Here is a 17,477-nt window from a genome sequence, read left to right as displayed (position 1 = left end):
TGCTCCATCTTCCGTGCAGTTCGACGCCCCTCGTGAGGGAACGCCCCCCCGCCCGGGGGCGACGTACAGGTTTTGTTCCGCGAAATATGCCGCCCCAGGGCGGCATTTTGCATTTTTTTTTACCACCCGGTGTGCTAACATAAGCCCTATTTTTCCGCCCTTTTCTGAGAGCGACAACGCCATGGAACTACGCGGCACCACCATCGTCTGCGTGCGCCGGAACGATGCCGTGGGCATGGCCGGCGATGGCCAGGTGACCCTCGGCAACACGGTCATGAAGCATGGCGCCCGCAAGATCCGCCGCATGTATGACGGCCGGGTCCTGGCGGGCTTCGCCGGCAGCACCGCCGATGCGTTCACCTTGTTTGAAAAATTCGAAGCCAAGCTGCAGGAGGCGCGCGGCAACCTGCCCAAAGCCGCCGTGGCGTTGGCCAAGGAATGGCGCACCGACCAAATCCTGCGCAAACTCGAGGCGCTGCTCATCGTCGCCGATGCGACGAATACCCTGGTTTTGTCCGGGGCCGGCGACGTCATCGAACCGGATGACGGCATTGCCGCCATCGGCTCCGGCGGCCCCTTCGCCCTGGCTGCCGCCCGGGCTCTGGCCGGCCATTCCAGCCTGCCGGCGCGCGAACTGGCCGAAGAGGCGCTGCGCATCGCCAGCGGAATCTGCATCTATACCAACGACCGGATCGTTGCGGAGAGCCTGCCTTGAGCAACTTCACGCCCCGCGAAATCGTGTCCGAACTGGACCGCTACATCATCGGCCAGAGAGCCGCCAAGCGCGCCGTCGCGGTGGCCCTGCGCAATCGCTGGCGTCGCCAGCAGGTGGCGCCGGAACTGCGCGACGAAATCGCGCCGAAAAACATCATCATGATCGGCCCCACCGGGGTCGGTAAGACGGAAATCGCCCGCCGCTTGGCGAAATTGGCCCAGGCGCCCTTCATCAAGGTCGAGGCGAGCAAATTCACCGAGGTCGGCTACGTCGGACGGGATGTGGAAAGCATGGTCCGCGACCTGGTCGATCTGGCCATCATCATGGTCCGCGAAGAAGAGGCGCAGCAGGTCCGCATCAAGGCGGAAGACTTGGCGGAAGAGCGCCTGCTGGATCTGCTGCTACCCGCGACGCCCCATGCGGAGGAAGCCGGCGATCGCAGTGCCGCCGCCGGCGAGGGGGGCACCCGGGAAAAACTGCGCAAGCTGCTGCGCCTGGGCAGCCTGGACGATCGCACGGTAGAGATCGAGACCCAGGTAACGAAAATGCCCATGATGGAGATTTTCACTCCCCAGGGCACCGAGGAGATGGGCATCAACATCAAGGAGATGTTCGGCAACCTGTTTCCCAAGCAGTCCAAACGGCGCCGCATCAAAGTCGCCGAAGCGCGCCGGATCCTCATCGATCAGGAAGCCGAGCGCCTGGTGGACATGGACAAGGTCAACACCCTGGCCCGGGAGCGGGTGGAGCAGAGCGGCATCATCTTCATCGATGAGATCGACAAGGTGGCGGGCAGCCAGGGCCGGCAGGGCCCGGATGTCTCCCGGGAGGGGGTGCAGCGCGACATCCTGCCCATCGTCGAGGGCAGCACCGTCAACACCAAGTACGGACCGGTGAAGACGGATCATATCCTGTTCATCGCCGCCGGCGCCTTCCACATCGCCAAACCTTCGGATCTGATTCCGGAGCTGCAGGGTCGGTTTCCCATCCGGGTGGAACTGGAAAGTCTCGGCGAGGAAGAATTTTTCCGGATCCTGACGGAGCCGAAAAACGCCCTCATCCGTCAGTACCAGGCGCTGCTGGCCACCGAAGGCATCCAGCTCGAATTCAGCCCCGAGGCAATCCGCGAACTGGCCTGCATCGCCACCCAGGTCAATGACCGCACGGAAAACATCGGCGCGCGCCGCCTGCATACGGTCATGGAGAAACTGTTGGAACAGCTTTCCTTCGACGCCCCGGAACATCGCGAGCGTCGGATTGCCATCGATGTCGCCTTTGTGCGCGAACAGTTGGCCGACATTGCCCGGGACGAGGACCTGTCCCGTTATATTCTCTGACAGGAATGATTACGCCCATGGAAGAACTGATCAAAAAGGCCAACATCCTGATGGAGGCGCTGCCCTACCTCCAGCGCTTTGCCAACCGCACCATCGTCATCAAGTACGGTGGTCACGCCATGGTCGACGAGCGCCTCAAGCGGGAGTTCGCCCGCGACGTGGTGCTGCTCAAATATATCGGCCTCAACCCGGTCATCGTCCACGGCGGGGGGCCGCAGATCGGCGAAGTGCTCAAGGCCATGGGCAAGGAGTCCCGATTCGTGCAGGGCATGCGCGTCACCGATCAGGCGACCATGGATGTGGTGGAGATGGTGCTGGGCGGCAAGGTCAACAAAGAGATCGTCGCCAACATCAACCAACATGACGGCCGCGCGGTCGGCCTGAGCGGCAAGGACGGACGCCTGATCGTGGCCCGCAAGATGGAAATGACCGCCCTCAACCCCGATACCCTGACGCCGGAGATCATCGATGTCGGGCTGGTCGGCGAGGTCGAGCAGATCCATCCGGAAATCATCCGGACCCTGGAGGACAGCGGTTTCATTCCGGTCATCGCACCGGTCGGCGTCGGTCTGGGAGGGGAAACCTACAACATCAACGCCGACCTGGTGGCCGGCCGCATCGCCGGGGCCCTCAAGGCCGAGAAACTGATCCTGCTGACGGACGTGGAGGGGGTCAAGGACAAGGACGGCCGGCTGATATCGACCATCGACACCCAACGCGTACCGGATCTCATCAACGACGGCACCATCTTCGGCGGCATGATTCCCAAGCTCAACTGCTGCATCGATGCCATCAGCGAAGGGGTGCATACGGCACACATCATCGACGGGCGCGTGGAACATGCCTGTCTGCTGGAAATTTTCACCGATCGCGGCATCGGCACCGCCGTGGGGAGGTTTGCATAATGACATCGCAAGACTGGATTGCCCGGGGAGACCAACATATCGCCCGCACCTATGCCCGCTATCCGCTGGTGGCCGTCAAGGGCGAGGGCTGCCGGTTGTGGGACGCGGACGGCAAATGCTATCTGGATTTTCTGGCCGGGGTGGCGGTCAACAACCTCGGCCACTGCCATCCCAAGGTGGTGGCGGCCCTGCAGGAGCAGGCCGCCCGGCTGCTGCACTGCTCCAACTACTTTCACATCCCCAGTCAGATCGAACTGGCCGAACTGCTCTGCGAGCATTCCTTCGGCGACCGGGTGTTCTTCTGCAACAGCGGCGCCGAGGCCAACGAAGCGGCCATGAAGCTGGTGCGCAAATACAGCGCCGAGCGTTTCGGCGCCGATCGCTTCGAGGTCATTACCGCTCTGGCCTCCTTTCACGGCCGCACCATCGGCACCATCAGCGCCACCGGTCAGGACAAGGTCAAGGTCGGCTTTGCGCCCATGGTGCCCGGCTTCCGCTACGTGCCCTTCGGCGATGCCGCGGCCCTGCGCGCCGCCGTCAACGAGCACACCTGTGCCGTGCTGCTGGAACCGGTACAGGGCGAAGGCGGCGTCAACGTGCCGCCCTCCGGTTACCTGGCCGAAGTACGGCGCATCTGCAATGAATGCAACCTGTTGCTGGTCTACGACGAGGTCCAGGTCGGTTGCGGTCGTACCGGCGAATTGTTCGCCTACCAGCATGAGGGGGTGGCACCGGATATCATGACTCTGGCCAAGGCTTTGGCCGGCGGTCCGCCCATCGGTGCCATGGTCGCCACCGAACCGGTGGCGGAATATTTCGGACCCGGCAGCCACGGTTCGACCTTCGGCGGCAACCCCTTGATGACCACCGCGGCCCTGGCAGCCATGCGCGCCCTTATCGAAGACGGCGTACTGGAAAATTGCCGGGCCATGGGCGACTACCTGCGCCGGCGATTGGAGGAGCGGCGCCAACGCTTCCCCTTCATCAAGGAAGTGCGTGGTCGCGGCCTGATTCTCGGCATGGAACTGAGCATTTCCGGCGGCGACATCGTCCAGCAGGCCCTGCAACAGGGATTGCTCATCAACTGTACGGCCGGCACGGTACTGCGCTTCCTGCCGCCGTTAACCGTCACCCAGGCCGAGATCGACGAAGCGCTGGCCATTCTGGACGCCATTTTGGACCGCATCTGATGAATCGGCGTGGCATTCGACATGCCACGTTCCGGCATCATTTTTATCAGGAGGATTGACCGTGAAAAAGGATTTCCTGTGCCTGGCCGACTGGAGCCGGGAAGAGCTCGAACAGATTTTCGAACTCACCCGCGAGTTGAAGGCGAAGCAGAAACAAGGCAAGAAGCACCGCCTGCTCAAGGGCAAAACCCTGGGCATGATCTTCGAAAAAAGCTCCACCCGCACCCGCGTGTCCTTTGAAGTCGGCATGTACCAGTTGGGCGGCCACGCCCTGTTTCTGTCCTCCGGCACCACCCAGATGGGCCGCGGGGAACCCATCAAGGACACCGGCCGGGTCATGTCGCGTTACGTCGACGGCATCATGATTCGCACCTTTTCCCAGGAAAGCGTGGAGGAACTGGCCCGCTGGTCCAGCATTCCGGTCATCAACGGCCTGACGGACCTGTACCATCCCTGCCAGGTCATGGCCGACCTGTTCACCGTTATCGAGCACAAGGAAAATTATCGGGATCTGATCTACTGCTGGATCGGGGACGGCAACAACATGGCCAACAGCTGGATCAATGCCGCGGCGGTGTTCGGATTCGAATTGCGGGTGGCAACACCCGAAGCTTACCGGCCGGACGCTTCCGTTATGGAGCGGGCGGCAAAGCTCGGAGCCCGCATCAGTTACCACAACGACCCGCTGGAAGCGGCCCGCGGCGCGCAGGTGTTGAATACCGACGTCTGGGCCAGCATGGGCCAGGAAGCGGAACAGGCGCGGCGCATGGAGGCCTTTGCCGGGTTCCAGATCAACGCTGCGGTCATTGCCGCAGCCGATCCGGAGTGCATCATCCTGCATTGCCTGCCGGCCCACCGCGGCGAGGAAATTACCGACGAGGCCATCGAAAGCCATCATTCCGTGGTGTTCGACGAAGCCGAGAACCGTCTCCATGTCCAGAAGGCCATCATGGCGACACTGATGGCCCGCGAGTAGACCACGGTCATGGTCCTTACCTGCCCCCACTGCGGTTTCAGCCAAGACGTGCCGGACGAGAGCATTCCTGCCGGCACCAACCGGGCCACCTGCCCCTGCTGCGGCCAAGCGTTCCGTCTGCAGGCCACGGAACCATCGGCGCCGGATACCGCGACGACGACCGGCACTCCGGACAGGCCGCCGGCATCCGATTCGCAGGTGCGCAATCCCTCTCAGGGAGGGCCCGGGCTGACCACCGTCAGCCATCCGCCCTATGCCGGGTTCTGGCTGCGGGTGGCGGCGGCCATGATCGATGCCATCCTGGTGGGCATTGCCAAGGTGACCTTGTCCGTGCTGTTGGGCGGAGTCAGCGGTGTGTTCAACAGTGTCTGGCAGGTGCCCGCCGCCATGCCCGGCCTGCTGCTCACCTGGCTGTTCAGTTCCGCCATCGGCATGGCCTACTATGTTGTGTTTACCGGCAGTTGCGGGCAGACGCCGGGCAAGATGGCGCTCTACATCAAGGTCGTGCGCAGCGACGGCAGCGACATGACCTATGGCCGTGCCGCCCTCCGCGAAGTACCCGGCAAATTTCTGTCCGGCATCCTGCTCGGCATCGGCTACCTGATGGTGGTGTTCGACGAACGCAAACAGGGCCTCCACGACAAGCTGGCGGATAGCTGCGTGATCCGCATCTGACCGGTGGTCGGGCAGGGACTCACACCACCTTCGCATTACGCTGTACCGCGCATACCGGCACGGCGTCATTCATCATATTGAACAAGGAGTTGACTTCATGTCGAAAAAGGGCGCTGTAAAAAAGGCGATACTGGCCTATTCCGGAGGGTTGGACACCTCCATCATCGTTCGTTGGCTCATCGAAGAATACGGCTGCGAGGTCGTATGCTTTGCCGCCGATGTCGGCCAAGGCAAGGAACTCGACGGCATCCCCGAAAAGGCCCGCAATACCGGCGCCAGCAAATGTTATGTCGAAGATCTGCGCGAGGAATTCGCACGCGATTTTGTCTTTCCCATGTTCCGCGCCAATGCCGTCTATGAAGGCCGCTACTTCCTGGGAACCTCCATCGCCCGACCGCTCATCGCCAAAAAGCAGATGGAAATCGCCTTGGCGGAAGAGGCGGATGCCGTTTCCCACGGCGCTACCGGCAAAGGCAATGATCAGGTCCGCTTCGAGCTGACCTATTTCCATTTCAAACCGGACATCAAGATCATTGCTCCCTGGCGTGAATGGACTCTGAACAGCCGCGAGTCCCTGGTCGCCTATGCCGAGAAACATGGCATTCCGGTACCGGTCACCAAAGCCCGGCCCTACAGCAGCGACCGCAACCTGCTGCATATCTCCTTTGAGGGCGGCATCCTGGAAGATCCCTGGGCCGAGCCGCCGGAAGACATGTACCTGCTGTCCGTCAATCCGGAACAGGCTCCCGACCAGCCGGAATATGTGGAGATCGAGTTCCACCGCGGCAACCCGGTAGCCATTAACGGCGAGGCCCTGTCGCCGGCCCAGTTGCTGGCGCATCTCAACGCCCTGGGCGGCAAACACGGCATCGGTCGGGCCGACATCATGGAAAACCGTTTTGTCGGCATGAAGAGCCGGGGCGTGTATGAAACCCCGGGCGGCACCATTCTCGAGGAAGCCCACCGCGGTGTGGAACAGATTACCATGGACCGCGAGGTGCTCAATCTGCGTGACTCTCTGATCCCGCGCTACGCCACCATGGTCTACAACGGCTACTGGTTCGCACCGGAGCGGGAAGCCCTGCAGACCCTCATCGACCAAACCCAGCAGACCGTCAACGGCGTCGCCCGGGTCAAACTCTTCAAAGGGCACTGCCGGGTGGTCGGGCGCAAATCCGATACGGACAGCCTGTTCGACCCGGAAGTCGCTACCTTCGAGGCGGATCAGGTTTACAACCAGGCCGATGCCGAAGGCTTCATCCGCCTCAATGCCCTGCGTCTGCGCATTCGCAGCCAGATGATGAAAAAGCGCGGCTGCTGATTCGCGCCCTCTCGATCGCCGGCCCGGCTTTCATTGGAAAGCCGGGCCGTTCGCCGCAACCACCGCACATTACGGAGCACGTTGAATCATGAGCAAAAAGCCCTGGGCCGGCCGCTTCACCCAACCCACCGATGCCTTTGTCGAGGCCTTCACCGCCAGCATCGATTTCGATCAACGCCTCTACCGTTATGATATCCAGGGTTCCATGGCCCACGCCCGCATGCTGGCCCGGCAAGGCATCATCGCCGCGGATGAGGCAGAGACCATCATCGCCGGGTTGGAAGGCATTCTGGCTGACATCGAGCAGGGCCGGTTCGAGTTTTCCGTGGGCCTGGAAGACATCCACATGAACATCGAAGCGCGGCTCATCGAGCGCATCGGATCCGTCGGCGGCAAACTGCATACCGCGCGCTCCCGCAACGATCAGGTGGCGCTGGACGTGCGGCTGTACCTGCGCGACGAAGTTCGGGCCGTGGCCGACCACCTGGCGGATGTCCAGCAGGCCCTCCTCGACCAGGCGGAGGCCAACCTCGGCGTCATCATGCCGGGTTACACCCACCTGCAGACCGCCCAGCCAATTCTTTTCGCCCATCACATGATGGCCTACTATGAAATGCTGCAGCGCGATGCCGGGCGGCTCCGGGACCTGGCTGAACGGCTCAACATCATGCCCTTGGGGGCCGGCGCCCTGGCCGGGACCACGTTTCCCATCGATCGGGAGTATGTCGCCGAGCAACTTGGATTTTCGGGCGTGACCCGCAACAGCCTGGACTCGGTTTCAGACCGGGATTTCGCCCTGGAGTTCTGCAGCGCCGGCGCCATCATCATGATGCACCTGTCGCGCCTGGCCGAGGAACTGATCCTCTGGTCCAGTGCCGACTTCGCCTTCATAGAACTGTCGGACGGTTTCTGTACCGGCAGCTCCATCATGCCGCAGAAAAAAAATCCGGATGTCCCGGAACTGGTGCGCGGCAAAACCGGGCGGGTCTACGGCAACCTCATGAGCCTGCTGACCGTCATGAAAGCCCTGCCCTTGGCCTACAACAAAGATATGCAGGAAGACAAGGAACCCCTGTTCGATACCATCGACACGGTCAAGGGCAGCCTGAAAATTTTCTCCGCCATGATCGCCGAGATGAAAGTCCGGGCGGAAGCCATGCGACTGGCGGCGGCCAAAGGCTTCTCCACCGCGACGGATGTCGCCGATTACGTGGTGCGCAAGGGCATCCCCTTTCGCGATGCCCACGAAATCGTCGGCAAAACCGTGCGCTACTGTCTGGAGCGGAACAAACTCATCGAAGAACTGTCCCTGGACGAGTTCCGGTCCTTCAGCCCGGCCATCGAGGAGGACATTTTCGCTCACATCACCCTGGAGGCTTCCGTGGACGCCCGGCGCGCCACCGGCGGCACGGCTAGAGAAGCGGTCGCCCGGGAAATCGCGCGGGCCAGGCAGGAACGGGCCCACCGGTCAAGGAACTGATTGCCATGAACCCGTCGCGTTGCTGGAAAATCGCCGTGTTGCTGCTTCTCGCCCTGCCCCTGGCCGCCGGCTGCGGTCGCAAGGGACCGGTACGTCCTCAGCGCCAACCTTTGCCTGCCGCACCGGAACAACTGGTGCTGCGCCAGCAGGGGGACCAAGTGCTGCTGAGTTGGTCGGCGCCGCGGGCCAACCAGGACGGATCCCTGCTGACGGACCTGGCCGGCTTCCGCATCCTGCGCATGACCTATGATCCGACGGAGGACTGCCCCGATTGCCGTGACACCTCGGTGGTCCTGCGTCAAATCGACTTGGAGTACCTGCGGGAGACGCAATTCATGGCCGGTCGCTACTTCAGCACCGATACGGGATTGACCGCGGGCCAGGGCTACCAGTACCGCATTGTGCCTTTCAATCGCTGGGGCCAGGACGGGGCGTCCGTCGTGGAGCGCATTGCCCTGGTCGCGGTGCCTCCCGCTCCCGAAGGACTGCAGGCGCAGGGACTCAACGGCCAGTTGCAACTGACCTGGGCCCCGGTGACCAACCTGCCGACAGGTATGGAATTGCTCGGCTACAATGTTTACCGACGCCGTCCCGGGCGCCCCTTTGTTACGGCTCCTCTGAACCGGGCGCCGCTGAGCGAAGTCGGGTTTGAAGACCGCGACGCGGAACCGGGCATCACCTACCTGTATGCCGTTCGCAGCCTGGTCCGCCAGCAGGACCGGGAAGTGGAAAGCAACCTGTCTCGGGCGGTGGTGGCCACCCCCTGAATCGCGGCATTTTGACATTCAAGGTCGGCTGTGTTAGCGTTGAAACCTTAATTACCTTCTGAAATCAAAGTCTTCCATGAACTGAAACGACAGGAGAAATTGGCATGAACCACTTTCAATACCAAGGCAACGATCTGTACTGCGAGCAGGTCGCGGTCAGAAAAATTGCCGAGCAGGTCGGCACCCCGTTTTATCTTTACTCTCACGCCACCCTCAGCCACCATTTGGCGACGTTCACCGCCGCCTTCGCCTCGGTACCACACCTGGTCTGCTATTCCATTAAATCCAACAGCAACCTGGCGGTCCTGAAGACCTTCGTGAACGGCGGCGCCGGATTCGATATCGTCTCCGGCGGCGAACTGTTCCGCGCCCAGCAGGTCGGCTGCGATCCGCGCAAGATCGTCTATTCCGGCGTTGGGAAAACCGAGCAGGAAATCGCGGCCGCCCTGGAAGCGGACATCCTGATGTTCAATGTCGAATCGACCCAGGAACTGGAGACCATCAACCGCGTCGCCGGTCAGTTGGGCAAGAAGGCGGGCATCGCCATCCGCGTCAATCCGGACGTCGATCCGCAGACCCATCCCTATATTTCCACCGGCATGAAAAAGGCCAAGTTCGGCATCAACATTGCGCGCGCCCTGGAGGACTACCGGCATGCGGCACAACTGCCGCACCTCGAAGTCATCGGCGTCGACTGCCATATCGGCAGCCAGCTGACCAAACTCTCGCCTTTCGTCGATGCCATCGCCAAGGTCCGGGAACTGGTGGAATCTCTGCAGCAAGAGGGTTTTGCCATCCGCTATCTGGATCTCGGCGGCGGACTCGGCATTACCTACAAGGACGAAGAGCCGCCCAGCCCCGCCGACTACGCCCAGGCCATCATCGCCGCCACCCGCGGGTTGAATCTGACCCTGATTTTCGAGCCGGGCCGGGTTCTGACCGGTAATGCCGGCATTCTGGTGACCAAGGTGTTGTATGTAAAACATGGAGAAGCCAAGAACTTCGTCATCGTCGATGCGGCCATGAACGACCTGACCCGCCCCACCCTGTACGGTTCCTACCAGGGTATCGAAGCGGTGGAGCGCTCCACCACCGGCACCATGCTGGCCGATGTAGTCGGCCCCATCTGTGAGTCCGGAGATTTCCTCGCTCAGGATCGGGAAGTTCCGGATTTTGGGCAGGGCGATTTGGTGGCCGTCACCTCGGCCGGCGCTTATGGTTTTACCATGAGTTCCAACTACAACAGTCGTTGCCGGGTCCCGGAAATCATGGTCAAAGGCGACCAGATCCTGGTGGTGCGCGAGCGCGAGTCCTTCGCCGACCTGATTCGGGGCGAACAAATACCCGCCGGACTGTAAACCCCATCTTGCCGCCTGCCGCCGGCCTGTCACGGCGGCAGCGGCGCCCTCAATTCACGGGAGGCCCCTATCATGTTTCAAGGATCCATGGTTGCCATTATCACCCCCTTCCAGGAGGACGGGCGATGGGACGAGGATGCCTTTCGCCAACTCGTCGAGTTTCAGATTGCGAACGGCACCGATGTAATCGTTCCGGTCGGCACGACCGGAGAATCCGCGACCCTCGACCATGGGGAGCACAGCCAGGTTATTCGTGCCTGCGTCGAGCAGGTCAACAAGCGTGTTCCGGTCCTGGCCGGCACCGGTTCCAACTCGACCACCGAAGCCATCGAACTGACCCGTCAGGCCAAGCAGATCGGTGCCGACGGCGTATTGCTTATTTCACCCTATTACAACAAGCCCACCCAAGAGGGCCTTTACCAGCATTTCAAGGCCATCGCCGAGCAGGTGAGCATCCCCCAGGTACTGTATAACGTCCCGGGTCGCACCGGCATGAACATGACCGCCGCCACCACGGTGCGCCTGGCCGAAATTCCCCATATCATCGGCATCAAGGAAGCCTCCGGGGATCTCACCCAGGCCAGCGAGATCATCGCCAAGGCGGGCGACAAAATCGATGTGTTCTCCGGCGACGATTTCCTCACCCTGCCCTTGATGGCTTGCGGCGGCAAAGGGGTCATTTCGGTAACCGCCAACATCATGCCGGCTCAGGTCAAGGCCATGGTCGTGGCCATCCGCGAAAGTCGCTGGGAAGACGCTCGCCGGATCCATCTGCAGTTGCTGGAAGTGCACCAGACCATGTTCATCGAGTCCAATCCCGCCCCGGTCAAGACCGCCGCGGCCCTGATGGGCAAATGCGGCCCGCATCTGCGCCTGCCGCTGGTGCCCCTGCAGCCCGAAAACCTGGCGAAACTGACCGAGGTTCTCCAACGTCACGGCCTGCTGGACAGCTAGCGGAAGACGACCAACAAATAGGGAGGAACCATGATCCGCATTGCAGTCAACGGTGCAGCCGGACGTATGGGCGGCCGTCTGATCGCCGCCATTCAGGAAACCGAGGGTTTGCAGCTTACCGGCGCCCTGGAGCACCACACCCATGACCGACTCGGCCAGGATGCCGGCAGCCTGGCGGGCTGCGGGCCTCTCGGCGTAATCGTGTGCGCTGATCGAGACCGGGTTTTGCAGGCAGCCGACATCCTCATCGATTTCACCTTCCCCGAGGTATCGCTGCAAAACCTGGCTGCCTGCGCTCGTCTGGGCAAGGCCATCGTCATCGGGTCCACCGGCTTTACCCCGGAACAACGGACCCAGGTTGAAGGATTCGCTCAAACCGTTCCGGTGGTGCTGGCACCCAACATGAGCGTCGGCGTCAATGCCTGCTTCAAGATCCTCAAGGACGCGGCCAAGGTACTGGGGGACGGTTTCGATGTCGAAATCGTCGAACTGCATCATAACAAGAAAAAGGACGCGCCGAGCGGCACCGCCGTGCGCATGGGTGAGATCGTCGCCGATGCCCTCGGCCGCGATTATCAGGCCAGTGCGGTCTATCATCGCGAAGGGATGTGCGGTGCCCGCACCCATGACGAAATCGGCATGCAGACTGTCCGCGGCGGAGATATCGTCGGCGAGCATACGGTCTATTTCATCGGCATGGGGGAGCGCATCGAAATCACGCATCGCGCCATGAGCCGCGACATGTTTGCCCGGGGCGCCATGCGGGCCGCACTATGGCTCGCCGGGCAAGCGCCCGGCCTCTACGATATGCAGGATATTCTCGGCCTGAAGTAAACTCGCACCTGTCATCCCGGTGTCTATGTAGACAATTAAGGAGAACTCTGTGGCACGTATCAACGACAACTATCTCAAGCTCAAAGCCGGCTATCTGTTTCCGGAAATCGGCCGGCGGGTCAAAGCCTTCGCCCAAGCCAATCCCGCTGCGAAAATCATCCGTCTCGGCATCGGTGACGTCACCCAACCCCTGCCTCCGGCCCTCCTCAAGGCCTTTCATCAGGCCGTGGACGATCTGGCCGGCAAGGAATCCTTCATGGGGTACGGTCCGGAACAGGGCTACGAATTCCTTATCGATACCCTCATCGAAAAATCCTACCGGCCGCTGGGTGTCGACCTGAAAACCTCCGAGGTCTTCATTTCCGACGGCAGCAAGTGTGACTGTGCCAATATCCTCGACATCTTCGCTCTGGACAACACGGTCGCCATCTGTGATCCGGTGTACCCGGTTTACAACGATACCAACGTCATGATCGGCCGCACCGGCGAAGCCGACGAGCAGGGCTACTACCAGGGCATGGTCTATTTGCCCTGCACCGAGGAGAACGGCTTCACCCCGGCCATTCCCACGGAAAAGATGGATATCGTCTACCTGTGCTATCCGAACAATCCCACCGGTGCCGTGGCCAGTCGTGAAGACCTCAAGAAATGGGTGGATTACGCCCTGGCCAACGACACCATCATTCTGTTCGATGCCGCCTATGAAGCGTTCATCACCGAACCTGGCATTCCCCACTCCATCTACGAAATCGAGGGCGCCAAGCGTTGCGCCATCGAATTCCGCAGCTTTTCCAAGACCGCCGGCTTCACCGGCGTGCGTTGCGCGTTGACCGTGGTGCCCGAAGAAGTGATGGCTCGGACCGCCGACGGCGAGGTCTATTCCCTCAACAAACTTTGGAACCGTCGTCAATCAACCAAATTCAACGGCGTTTCCTACCCGGTTCAAAAGGCCGCTGCGGCGGTCTATTCCGATGAGGGCTGGCCTCAGGTCAAGCAGATCATCGACTATTACATGGAGAATGCCCGCCTGATTCGCGAGGGCCTGCAGAAGGCCGGTATGACCGTCTATGGCGGCGTCAACGCACCCTATATCTGGCTGAAAACGCCGACCGGGCTGAGCAGTTGGCAATTTTTCGACCAACTGCTGACCGAATGCCACGTCGTCGGCACACCTGGCAGCGGCTTTGGACCAAGCGGCGAAGGCTTCTTCCGTCTTTCCGCCTTCGGCGATCGCGTCCAAGTCATCGAGGCCATCGGCCGGATTCAATCCAAACTTGCTTGATGCCAAAGGGGCGGTCGATGAACCGCCCCTTTTTTCGTCCGCGAGTCCGGATTCGCTCCGCCTCACTTTCACCGCAAATAATCCTTTCCCCGGCTCGCAACCATTGTTATCCTGAGGCTGATGCCGCCCGTGCGGCACCTCATCACACCATCACTGTAGGACTGAACTGCCGCACCACCTCCGGAAAATGGACTCAATGCTCGCCCATGGCAAGTTTTCAGCGCTATTGGATATCCTTCGCAGGGAAGACCTGATCGCCATCGCTTTTTCCGGGGGCATCGATTCCACTCTGCTGCTCAAAGCCGCACTTGATACCCTGGGGCCCAGCCGGGTGCTTGCCGTTACCGTTGTCTCTCCCTTGCTGCCGAGCTTTGATCGCAAACGCTCCCAAATGCTGACCAAACAGCTTGGCAGTCGCCAAGTGTTGGTGCCTTGCGCCGTATTGCAGAACCAGGATGTGGTTCGCAATGACGCCCAGCGCTGCTATTATTGCAAGCGCCTGCTCTTTTCCAAGGCTTTGCAGGCGGCCCGCGAACACGGCATCCACAGTCTGCATGACGGCAGCAACGGCGATGATGACCAGGATTATCGCCCAGGCCGCCGGGCGGCGAACGAATTGGCCATTCGGTCGCCTTTGCTGGAGGCGGGGTTGACCAAACTTGAAATCCGGCATCTCGCCAAAACACTGAAATTGCCAAACTGGAACCAGCCGGCCGACTCTTGCCTGGCAACCCGGATTGTCGCGGGCATGCCCATCACCCTGGAGCGTTTGAACCAGGTCGAAGTTTGTGAAGAGGCATTGCGGAAGAACGGCTTCATCGGCAGTCGGGCACGTCATCACGGGGATTTGGTGCGCCTGGAAGTAAGCCGCCGGGACTTTCAGCGCCTGCTCAAGGAACCGGTTCGAACAACACTCCTGGCTGCTTGCAATGCGGCGGGATTTCGTTTTGTCACGCTGGATTTGGCTGGCTACCGGATGGGCAGCCAAAACCTTCCCGAAGCTCTAACTCCGGGTGAAGCATCCTTTTCCTGATGCCAGCGTCATTGGCGAAAAAGGACCATGCCGAGGGTTGCAAATCCACTTTCAACTCAATAGCCCCTGCCGGAAAATGGAAATGTTAGGGCCTGCCGACCACCGAAACATCCTCAGATTGTGTTCCACCATCCTGCTCGGCCTGCTGCTGTTGTCCCGCACCAGCCTCGCCGAAACAGGTACTCTCACCGCCCGGGTGTTGTGGGTGTACGATGCCGACACTATCCACGTCGCCGGCATTGGTCCGGTTCGCCTGCGGGGCATCGACGCGCCGGAAAGGCAACCGGATCATCGCGATCGATTTTTCCTCAAACTGGGGATTGATTCGATCAGGCTCCGGCCGATGCACGCCGTTGGCAAGGAATTCCTCGAGGAGCTAATAAAGGGGCAAGAAGTCTCCCTCCTCGTGGAGGCGCCGGCCAGGGACAGATACGGGCGCCTTTTGGCCTACGTGGTGATGCCGGATGGTCGACTTGCCAACCGGGTACTTTTGGAGAAAGGCCTAGCAATTGTGTATCGCCATTTTGATTTTCAGCTTAAAATGGATTTCCTTCAAATTGAGCGTCAGGCGCGCCGCAAGGCTGTTGGATTATGGGAATCTTCCGTCCCACTGGACGGAAAAACTCTCCCAATCCCAATAGACTCCCATCCATAAACAACATGGTGTTGAACATGTCAAATATCAGAGATGATTTTCGATATATCCGCTGTCTTCTTCCAGAAGATGAAGCCCGAATCAAAAAAATTCCCTTTTTGAATATCGATACAGTCCTGGTTCCATCACCCTTCATCCTTGAAAAATCTCTGGATATCGATTACCGCCATAGTTACGTCTGGGATGAAGAGGGGGAAATACTTGGTTATTTTTTAATTTATTCAAATCCCTCTCGACAACGCTATCATCTTTATCAACAGGTCACCAGTCCTTTTGGCAGAGGAAAAGGCATTGGCTCGGCGTTCATCGAAACTCTTGCCAGTGATCTTCCAGATGATGCTTATGTTTACCTTTTTGTATGGGAGAAACTGATATCAACCATAGAATTTTTTTCGAATAAAGGCTTCAAGGTTGACGAAAAAATCGTCAACAAAAAGATGAAGTTTTTAAAGATGTCTGCCCTTGCGAAAACCATTCGTGAAAAATGCCTTAAGGTTAAAGAAACGTCGCATTCCATCGCCGACGAATTGGGCAAGGTTCGTCATGACGTGAAAAAGTCCTTAAAAGTTTTATTCGATATGACATCGATATTATCGGTGGACAATTACAACAAGGTGGTTGAAGACATCAATCGGGAAACGACAGCCCTATTAAACACGTTGAATCTTTACGAAGATCGCCTACTCGACACGCATAATGTCAACATCAAGGAACTGATCACCGACAGGCTAATTCCTTTTATTGAATCCGCCAAGGTCCCATGTGAAATAAGGATTAACCTGGGCCCGAAAATTTCTCCTGTGGTCGGCAACTATTTAAAATTCAGTCGAGCCTTAATCAACCTCGCTTCCAATTCCATTGATGCCATCGATGAAGCTGAACGCAAAGGGATCATCATCATTGATCTGAGGGACAACAACGATTATGTGCGACTGACCATTCAGGACAATGGCATTGGTATCAACGAAGAAAGGTTAAGAGTTGACAAAGATTTTCTTCCGGACTTTGTCGGAAAGACTACAAAAAAGGATAATGCAGGAGAAGGGCTGGGTACAATTCAGATTTTCTCAACATTTGGCGCCAACAATATAAAGGTTGAAAGCCGCAAAAATCATTTCACACGTTGGATAATCAACCTGAAAAAAAGCACAACCAGCAACACTATTTACTTATCAAATAAAGAGTCGGCGTTTATAGAGTTGTTAAAAAAGACCGAAAAAATTGGCATTAGCGTCAATAGTCCAAGAACCCAAGTCGCTATTTTTATTTGGCAGCTGCGACAAATGGAAATTTTTAGCTATGACCTGATATACCAGTTCGCCCAATATAACAATGTCAGAGATATTTTCAGAAATATGTTGAGCTATCGCTTTGGCACCAAAAAACATCTGGAACTCGAAACCGATTTGAACAAGTGTCGAATCGAAAACCAAATTATCAAGACCTGGCTTTTGGCAATCACGAAAAGGATCAAGAGAAATGAGAGGTTTTTGAAGAAAAATTTTGACTTCGATGAATATAAGGGCATGCTTTTCAAAAGCTACGGACAAGCACTGAACTATAATATCATATTCACTTTGGATCCGGAAAATGGACACTTCTTTGCAACTGATAGAAAACTTGCCGAGCATATGGATTTTGTTCCTTACCTCGGCAAATCGTCGGACCAGCTGCTGCGCGGAGAATTTATCGGCGATGTAAAGAACCTGGCCAGCCCCATCTGCCTGGGCGTCTGGACCGCCGACAATCCCGACGACCTTCGGGACAAATTGCTTCTGCTCCAGAAGGGTGCAGAAAAGTTGTTGGAAATGGGCCTAAAAGAGGACAAGGGGTTATCGTTTTACAACATCACCCACAACCGTTGCAGCCAGGATCTGGACACCACGAAGTCGACCACCCTCGGCAGGATGGCATCCATGTCCATATCGGAACTGGAGCGGTTGCTTGTCACCCTGGATGATTCGGAGGCGGGCTTTACCATTTTCGCCGACTGAT

General features: G+C 58.9%; 16 protein-coding genes. All 16 read left to right on the top strand.

The window, feature by feature from the left end; genetic code table 11:
• Positions 1–181: 181 nt before the first annotated feature.
• Positions 182–715, top strand: coding sequence for an ATP-dependent protease subunit HslV (gene hslV, locus JQN68_RS05270; RefSeq protein ID WP_225072781.1), 534 nt, complete (start codon positions 182–184; stop codon positions 713–715).
• The gene (gene hslU, locus JQN68_RS05265; protein ID WP_225072782.1) at positions 712–2,052 is read left to right on the top strand and encodes an ATP-dependent protease ATPase subunit HslU; all 1,341 of its coding nucleotides are present in this window, start codon (positions 712–714) and stop codon (positions 2,050–2,052) included. Before hslV ends, hslU begins: the two co-directional genes overlap by 4 nt.
• Positions 2,053–2,069: 17 nt before the next feature.
• The gene (gene argB, locus JQN68_RS05260; RefSeq protein ID WP_225072783.1) at positions 2,070–2,957 is read left to right on the top strand and encodes an acetylglutamate kinase; all 888 of its coding nucleotides are present in this window, start codon (positions 2,070–2,072) and stop codon (positions 2,955–2,957) included.
• Positions 2,957–4,147 (top strand): acetylornithine transaminase, encoded by a 1,191-nt coding sequence (locus JQN68_RS05255; protein WP_225072784.1) that lies wholly within the window; start codon positions 2,957–2,959, stop codon positions 4,145–4,147. Before argB ends, JQN68_RS05255 begins: the two co-directional genes overlap by 1 nt.
• Before the next feature lie 61 nt (positions 4,148–4,208).
• Positions 4,209–5,123, top strand: a complete 915-nt coding sequence (argF, locus tag JQN68_RS05250; RefSeq protein ID WP_225072785.1) for an ornithine carbamoyltransferase — start codon at positions 4,209–4,211, stop codon at positions 5,121–5,123.
• 9 nt (positions 5,124–5,132) lie between these two features.
• Positions 5,133–5,798 (top strand): RDD family protein, encoded by a 666-nt coding sequence (locus JQN68_RS05245; RefSeq protein ID WP_225072786.1) that lies wholly within the window; start codon positions 5,133–5,135, stop codon positions 5,796–5,798.
• A gap of 97 nt (positions 5,799–5,895) precedes the next feature.
• Positions 5,896–7,119: an argininosuccinate synthase gene (locus JQN68_RS05240; RefSeq protein ID WP_225072787.1), complete on the top strand. Its 1,224-nt coding sequence runs from the start codon at positions 5,896–5,898 to the stop codon at positions 7,117–7,119.
• A gap of 88 nt (positions 7,120–7,207) precedes the next feature.
• Positions 7,208–8,599 carry an argininosuccinate lyase gene (gene argH, locus JQN68_RS05235; RefSeq protein ID WP_225072788.1) on the top strand — a complete coding sequence of 464 codons (1,392 nt, stop codon included), beginning with the start codon at positions 7,208–7,210 and terminating at the stop codon, positions 8,597–8,599.
• A 5-nt stretch (positions 8,600–8,604) separates the two neighbouring features.
• Complete coding sequence (locus JQN68_RS05230) at positions 8,605–9,366, top strand: fibronectin type III domain-containing protein (RefSeq protein ID WP_225072789.1); 762 nt, start codon at positions 8,605–8,607, stop codon at positions 9,364–9,366.
• 104 nt (positions 9,367–9,470) lie between these two features.
• The gene (gene lysA / locus JQN68_RS05225) at positions 9,471–10,724 is read left to right on the top strand and encodes a diaminopimelate decarboxylase (RefSeq protein WP_225072790.1); all 1,254 of its coding nucleotides are present in this window, start codon (positions 9,471–9,473) and stop codon (positions 10,722–10,724) included.
• A 72-nt stretch (positions 10,725–10,796) separates the two neighbouring features.
• Positions 10,797–11,678 carry a 4-hydroxy-tetrahydrodipicolinate synthase gene (gene dapA / locus JQN68_RS05220; protein ID WP_225072791.1) on the top strand — a complete coding sequence of 294 codons (882 nt, stop codon included), beginning with the start codon at positions 10,797–10,799 and terminating at the stop codon, positions 11,676–11,678.
• Between the two features lie 30 nt (positions 11,679–11,708).
• Positions 11,709–12,512, top strand: a complete 804-nt coding sequence (dapB, locus tag JQN68_RS05215) for a 4-hydroxy-tetrahydrodipicolinate reductase (RefSeq protein ID WP_225072792.1) — start codon at positions 11,709–11,711, stop codon at positions 12,510–12,512.
• 49 nt (positions 12,513–12,561) lie between these two features.
• A complete protein-coding gene (locus tag JQN68_RS05210; protein ID WP_225072793.1) occupies positions 12,562–13,794 on the top strand; it encodes an LL-diaminopimelate aminotransferase in 1,233 nt (410 codons plus the stop codon).
• A gap of 196 nt (positions 13,795–13,990) precedes the next feature.
• Complete coding sequence (gene larE / locus JQN68_RS05205) at positions 13,991–14,827, top strand: ATP-dependent sacrificial sulfur transferase LarE (protein WP_225072794.1); 837 nt, start codon at positions 13,991–13,993, stop codon at positions 14,825–14,827.
• 82 nt (positions 14,828–14,909) lie between these two features.
• On the top strand, positions 14,910–15,482 hold the full coding sequence (locus JQN68_RS05200) for a thermonuclease family protein (protein ID WP_225072795.1): 573 nt from the start codon (positions 14,910–14,912) through the stop codon (positions 15,480–15,482).
• A 17-nt stretch (positions 15,483–15,499) separates the two neighbouring features.
• The gene (locus JQN68_RS05195) at positions 15,500–17,476 is read left to right on the top strand and encodes a GNAT family N-acetyltransferase (protein ID WP_225072796.1); all 1,977 of its coding nucleotides are present in this window, start codon (positions 15,500–15,502) and stop codon (positions 17,474–17,476) included.
• The last annotated feature ends 1 nt before the right edge of the window (position 17,477 follow it).

The sequence above is a fragment of the Desulfuromonas sp. CSMB_57 genome (genome assembly GCF_020194955.2).
Classification (GTDB): Bacteria; Desulfobacterota; Desulfuromonadia; order Desulfuromonadales; family Syntrophotaleaceae; genus JAFCIY02.
This window is presented reverse-complemented; position numbering and strand designations above follow the sequence as displayed.